The sequence below is a fragment of the uncultured Kiloniella sp. genome, assembly GCF_937128705.1.
Lineage (GTDB): Bacteria > Pseudomonadota > Alphaproteobacteria > Kiloniellales > Kiloniellaceae > Kiloniella.
In genome coordinates this window covers 1-5,718 of record NZ_CAKZMP010000409.1, presented here as the reverse complement: position 1 = coordinate 5,718, position 5,718 = coordinate 1, and the positions used below count along the sequence as shown (strand labels likewise).

At 45.7% G+C, this 5,718-nt stretch carries 7 protein-coding genes; 3 read left to right on the top strand and 4 right to left on the bottom strand.

The genetic code is table 11. From position 1 onward, the window contains the following. A partial coding sequence (locus tag Q0241_RS21210) for a LysR substrate-binding domain-containing protein (protein ID WP_299381077.1) occupies positions 1-766 on the top strand: 766 nt, incomplete at its 5' end. Between the two features lie 8 nt (positions 767-774). Here Q0241_RS21210 and Q0241_RS21205 read toward each other — a convergent pair. The 4 genes from Q0241_RS21205 to Q0241_RS21190 all read right to left on the bottom strand — a co-directional run bounded on the left by Q0241_RS21205 (position 775) and on the right by Q0241_RS21190 (position 4,232). After that, positions 775-1,152: a hypothetical protein gene (locus tag Q0241_RS21205; RefSeq protein WP_299381076.1), complete on the bottom strand. Its 378-nt coding sequence runs from the start codon at positions 1,150-1,152 to the stop codon at positions 775-777. 185 nt (positions 1,153-1,337) lie between these two features. Then, a complete protein-coding gene (locus Q0241_RS21200) occupies positions 1,338-1,928 on the bottom strand; it encodes a hypothetical protein (protein WP_299381075.1) in 591 nt (196 codons plus the stop codon). A 134-nt stretch (positions 1,929-2,062) separates the two neighbouring features. Continuing rightward, the gene (locus Q0241_RS21195) at positions 2,063-2,788 is read right to left on the bottom strand and encodes a GcrA family cell cycle regulator (protein ID WP_299381074.1); all 726 of its coding nucleotides are present in this window, start codon (positions 2,786-2,788) and stop codon (positions 2,063-2,065) included. Between the two features lie 373 nt (positions 2,789-3,161). Then, positions 3,162-4,232, bottom strand: coding sequence for an ankyrin repeat domain-containing protein (locus Q0241_RS21190; RefSeq protein ID WP_299381073.1), 1,071 nt, complete (start codon positions 4,230-4,232; stop codon positions 3,162-3,164). Between the two features lie 208 nt (positions 4,233-4,440). Between Q0241_RS21190 and Q0241_RS21185 the strand changes: the two genes are divergently transcribed. Both Q0241_RS21185 and murI read left to right on the top strand, forming a co-directional pair. Continuing rightward, entirely contained in the window at positions 4,441-4,854 is a 414-nt protein-coding gene (locus Q0241_RS21185) for a hypothetical protein (protein ID WP_299381072.1), read from the top strand. Beyond that, the coding region (gene murI, locus Q0241_RS21180) for a glutamate racemase (RefSeq protein WP_299381071.1) at positions 4,841-5,718 on the top strand (878 nt) is incomplete at its 3' end. The genes Q0241_RS21185 and murI, both read left to right, overlap by 14 nt.

The following is a 5,718-nucleotide window of genomic DNA, read 5'->3' as shown; positions in this document are numbered from 1 at the left end:
AGACAGGTTAGGTATTAAATTATTTTACCGTACAACCAGAAAAGTTAGCATAACTGAAACAGGCCAAATTTATTATAATCACTGCAGGCAAGTGCTCGACAGTCTGGAAGAAGCTGAGCGGATCATAACTGACCTCAACCAATCATTACAAGGAAGGCTAAACCTGACAGCCCCTGTGACTTACGGGGAAAGTGTGATTGCCCCCCTCGTAAATGATTTTTCGGCGCAGTACCCTGAACTCCAGATCAGTTTATCGTTAACAAATCAAAGGCTTGACCTTGTCGCAGAAAGCTACGACTTGGCAATTCGTTTGGGACAGCTTGAAGACAGTACCATGATAGCAAAGCTACTTTCTTCAAGAGCAAATTATGTCTGTGCATCACCAGAATACCTAACTAAACATCGCAAACCACAAGACCTAACAGAGTTGGATCAACACAACTGCCTGAGAGGAACTCTGGACACGTGGCGTTTTAAAGAAAACGGCAAAACCCGACAAATCCGCGTAAAGGGAAATTTACAATGCAACAGTGGCTGGTCACTTGTGGATGCAGCACTTAAAGGGATCGGGCTTATCCAGCTTCCAGATTATTACCTCCGATCATTTATTGAAACTGGCGAACTGATACCCGTGCTAGAATGTTTTCGAGCCTCTGACGAGGGTATATGGGCTGTCTATCCACATAATAGACAGCTCTCGTCTAAAATACGTTTGCTCATAGAGCATCTAAAAGAAGGCTTAACAAAAAGAGGTTGTGCGAAATAAGTCAGAATTTATATCTGTTTGGAATCTTCGGTCTCTTCCCGTTCCGGTGTTTCATCCAGATCTTCCCAGTCGCCTTTTTGTTTGCGGCGGATAATGATATCGCCGTTTTCGGTAATCACAGGCATTTCGTATTGCGGGATGGAATCAATGACAAGACTGAGAGATTTCATCATCAGCTCAAGGCTTTCCCGGGCTAATTCGCCGGGGTTTTCTTCTTCCTGTGCCCAGCTTTGTTGGGGCAAAGCAGCTGAAAGCACAAGACCACCCGTGATGGCCCCACCTGCGACGACCAAAGACAGAGAAAGCTTTTTAAGTTTTACCTTAAAATCAGTGTTCGACTTTTGAATATTCTTTGCCACAAGATCATCCTTTGTATGCTGCGTCATCTTTGATAAAGGCCCAGATAAATAATCTGCGGTTCACTTTCGAAAAACCACATCCTGAAAGTTTTACAACGAAATCCTATCCGCAGAACTCAACAGGCCTCTAATTCACCTATATAAACATATAATTCTGGCGAAAGTCTGACAGTATTGGGATTTTTACGTATCCCCAACAAACGACCTACCGCTTAATCTAGGACGTCTGTCAACTCGGCATCCAGCCGTTTTATATCATCATCCATTTTGACCATGATATCTGTTCGGGCATCTTCTGCCGCTAAAGCCATATTTTTAAGCGCATTTTTTGCCAAAGCATTTGACTGCCGTTGCTGAAAAAGAACTGTTTTGTGCTTCTCGACAGCGCTATAAAAACGCCGAATAGAAGTCAAAGTTTCCGGATTAAGCTCAAACGTCGTCGATGAATTACGCATCGTCAGCCAGATAACATCGTCCAGCTTATAACTTTCGCGCGGGGCAAATCGGCTATCATGCCACAGCATGGGGCCATCTTTATAAGAACTGGCCCAGCCTTCGACCTTGCTAATATTATCAGAAACTTCTGCACGAAGTGATATTTCCAGATTTCGCGCGTCCGACAGCCTTTGATATCGATCAAAATTGACCGCGATTTCAAACCCAGCGAAGCTCGCCAGATACACACCCAACATCGTGGACAAAAGAATAACAGTCTGTGTAAACCAAAATTCTAGATTAGGCTTACCGCCAATACTCAAAACCCGAAATGGTTTTGCAATCGCACGAGCCGAGATAAAACGCATCACTTCACAACCTGATTACAGTACTTAATATAAAGATGTACGCTCATGAAAAAGAGCGCATTAAAGAAATAAAAAAAATCACCATAAAAAAGGGTGCCAAAGGCACCCTTTCACATCATACAACGAAAATAGTCTTAAGCTGGTTTACCACCGGCTTCATTTGACTTGGCTGCTTCGCCTTCTTTCGCTTTGTCAGTTCCATTGCTGGAATTATTATTGTTGTTACTGCTGCTGTTGCGGCTGCTTTTTGTAATGTAAGCCCGCGCACAGTGTTCAGCACAGTAAGGTTTAGTTGGCACAGCAGGGGCACCACAGAAATGGAAATCTGCATCCCCTGGATCACCATGAGGCCAAAGACACTTAGGGCCTTTGCGTTTTTCCATCGCGCCACTGAACAGTTTGCGATCAGCTGCATCCATACTTGCTTTACGACGCGCTTTGGCAGGCAGCGAAGCCGCTTTAATCTCAGCAGCAGTTGGCTGCTTGGCAGCCGGAGCAACAGGCCTTGGAGCCGCAACACGGGCAGCTGGAGCAACAGGCGCCTTTGGCTTAGGCGGGACAGGTGCAGCTACGGGCTTTACAGCCGCAGGGGCCGCAGGTTTGGCAGCCGGCTTTGGTGCAGCAGGTGCAGCTGGCTTCGCAGCTTTAGGAGCCGCTTTTTTAGCCGGAGCATCTTTTTTGGTGCCGTCGCTTTTTGCGCTTCGTTTGATAGGGGAAGGTCTCGCAGCCAGTTTCATCCGGTGCGCCTTGCCAACCACAGCGTTTTTGGAAACGCCCAGCATTTTTCCTATTTGTGAAGCACTATGGCCTTCTGCCCATAGTTTTTTCAGAAGCTCGATACGCTCTTCTGTCCAGTTCATCTAGACTGCCTTAAAGTGTAAATTAAAATAAATATGAAGCGAAAACCTAGGACACTTATCAGCATACACAGTTATCGCGAATGACGGGCTACCTTATAGATTTAGACAACCTGAGTCGAGTCTCTGATTTGAAATATCTTTCGATAAATCGCCAATAACACCAAAAATTAGGTAAACTCTCTCAAACTTCCCACATTTCTTGGTGCTGTTATGTCTTGCCGCTTCAAACGGTGTGAGGAGCTAAACATTTAAGCAGATCTTGTCAATAGAAAGAGTTAGCTGTTCCTATGATAACAACACCTAAAATTCTGCTGATTTAAGCATAAAAAAAGCCATTTTCACCCAAGAAACCAAGGCCAGTTTTCGGTATAAATTATTCGTTAGAGATCGACGCAGCTTCAAAGGGGCTATCTGTTTCCTCGGCCTGAAGCGAAGGTTCATTGGAAACTTTGTCTTCAAGGCTGTCTAACAATAGCTTGCGAACCAGTCCGGTCTGTTTTTGCCCGCTGTCTTTTTGAAACTTTTTAACGGCCTCTGATGTTTTAGGGCCTGTCTTTCCATCCGCGCTGCCCTCTAGATACCCAAGAGCGATCAAAAGTTGCTGCGCTTCTTTGATCTGTTCTTCAGGTAATTCAAGGGTAGAGAAATAGCGTGCAATCGTGACGTGTCCGGCCTGTTCGGCCATATATTCTGCCGTTTCACCAACAGTATCTTCTTGTTCGATATGGGCCCCAGATTTAACCATCAACTCAACCAATGGCTTGTTTCCAGCAACAGATGCCGCCATCAAGGCCGTCATCCCCAACCGATCCGCGACATTGATCTCGGCCCCCGCCTTTATCAAAGCCGTTGCTGTCACCCGATGATTGTTAAGAGAGGCAAGCATCAAAGCCGTCCAGCCATCCTTGTCCTTTTTATTAAGGTCAAACCCGGCCTCAATCATTTCCTTGATCGTTTTGACAGCCCCCTTTTCGGCAGCCTTGAACCACCGAAGTGCCTTTTTTTCCAAAACTGTCAGTTCTGTTTTTTCAGGGCCGATTTTAACGTCAATCGGCTCCCAACTCGCCACAAGCTTTTGTGCCAGCGTCAATTCTTCTTTGGAAAAACCTTCAACAAGATCCTGTTGTTCTTCGGCTGCAACTTTGATTTGTTGCTGAGCGGCTAGGGTAAAATAAAGCGAGGCGACAACCTTGTCTTTATTGGTTCCTTTACCATCACGGTACAGACGGGCCAGTTCCAGCTGAGATTTTGCTTCGCCCCGATCTGCGCTGGTGTGCCAATAGCGAAAAGCTGTTGAATAATCTTCCGCATCAAATGCTTTTTTTCCCTCTGCAAAGTCAGCAAAGGCGCTTCTTGCATTTATCCCCCCCAGGACAACCACAAAAATAATAATAAAAGCAATCGTACCGACAAACGGCAATAGGCCGAAAATAGGCTTTCGCATTAACAACACCGTGATATATTCCGCAAACAACATCCCAGTAACAGGCCAGTAACAGAGATGTCACCGGGATCCCCCAACTCAGGTCGCACTCTATCCCGAAAAGAATGGCCCTCGGGATAACTAGGCCTATATATAGTACAGCAGTACATAGAAAGTACATAACCAAACACTTCTATTTTTTTACACAGGAATTGAGTTCAAAGCAACCATGCGAACAAACATATGGATCATCAGCGGCTTAGCCCTTATCACGGTCGTTTCACTGTCATTATTTTTTTTATTTCCCTCCTTATTTATTTGGGAAAAAGCTGCCCCTGATCAGCGTCAATTTATCCGCGCTGCTGTAGGAAATTACGGGTCCCTAAAAGACAAGGGAATTGGCCAAGTCGAAATCCTTTCCGACACAGAAGTACGTTTTCTCATTACCGGTGCCTCAGATGACAATGCTCTCTCGCAAGAAGTACTGGATGGAAACCTGAAAAGCTTTTGTACTCTCTTGCTTCAAGAAGCGACTAAAAGCCCTGGTGGGATGTCACCAGACACAGAATTCACCCTTAGTTACCATCATCGCCAAATTGCTGCCATAAGCGGTGTCTATAGCTGTAAAAATGCACAAAGCTGATACCCACAGACCAAAAGTGTCTTCGCCCATTGGCGTCTTTGATTCTGGGTCCGGTGGCTTAACCGTTTTACGAGCACTTCAGACCGCTCTGCCTCAACAAGACTTGATCTATTTCGGGGATCATCAGCGAGCCCCCTATGGCGAGAAAGCAGGGCCTGAAGTTTATGAAATGACCCGACAGGCCGTACAGTTCCTCTTTGATCAAGGCTGTAATCTTGTCATTCTGGCCTGCAATACAGCGTCGGCCATTGCCTTGCGCAAACTACAACAAGAATGGCTACCCTTGTACGCACCAGAGAAACGTATTCTCGGTGTTCTTGTTCCCATGGTCGAAACCATCACGGATCGCCCATGGATAAAATGGGAACAGCATCCACAACAATATCTAAAGGGAACCGTAGGCATCTTTGCAACCGAAGCAACGGTTAAAAGCAAAACCTATCTCGTCGAAATTGGAAAACGAGCACCGCAACTTGATGTCATTCAACTGGCATGCCCGGCACTTGTTCCAGCGTTAGAGTCTAAAAAAGATACGGCAACAACAAATGCTTTGGTCGAAGGGTATGTTGGCCAGCTCGTAGAAGAAAACAATAAAATTCCCAACTGGATCATGTTGGGTTGTACCCACTACCCCTTGTTGAAAAAAGCCTTTGAAAAGGCGGCGGCAAAAATTATCGGAAACATTATGGGGCAAGGCGTCCCCATTCTCTGCCAGCCCTCTATCTGTGCCGACAGCCTGAAGGACTATCTAAAAAGACACCCTGAACTGGTACAAAAAACACCGGAACCTATGGGAAGAACAAAGTACTTCACCTCTGGCTGCCCGGATTACGTTGAAAAAACAACGGTTATTTTCAATCCCGT

What these genes read in the sequence shown, in the direction of transcription:
- Q0241_RS21205 (WP_299381076.1), bottom strand. Translation starts at nt 1,152, where the DNA reads ATGACGCAGCATACAAAGGATGATCTTGTGGCAAAGAATATTCAAAAG.
- Q0241_RS21200 (WP_299381075.1), bottom strand. Translation starts at nt 1,928, where the DNA reads ATGCGTTTTATCTCGGCTCGTGCGATTGCAAAACCATTTCGGGTTTTG.
- Q0241_RS21195 (WP_299381074.1), bottom strand. Translation starts at nt 2,788, where the DNA reads ATGAACTGGACAGAAGAGCGTATCGAGCTTCTGAAAAAACTATGGGCA.
- Q0241_RS21190 (WP_299381073.1), bottom strand. Translation starts at nt 4,232, where the DNA reads ATGCGAAAGCCTATTTTCGGCCTATTGCCGTTTGTCGGTACGATTGCT.
- Q0241_RS21185 (WP_299381072.1), top strand. Translation starts at nt 4,441, where the DNA reads ATGCGAACAAACATATGGATCATCAGCGGCTTAGCCCTTATCACGGTC.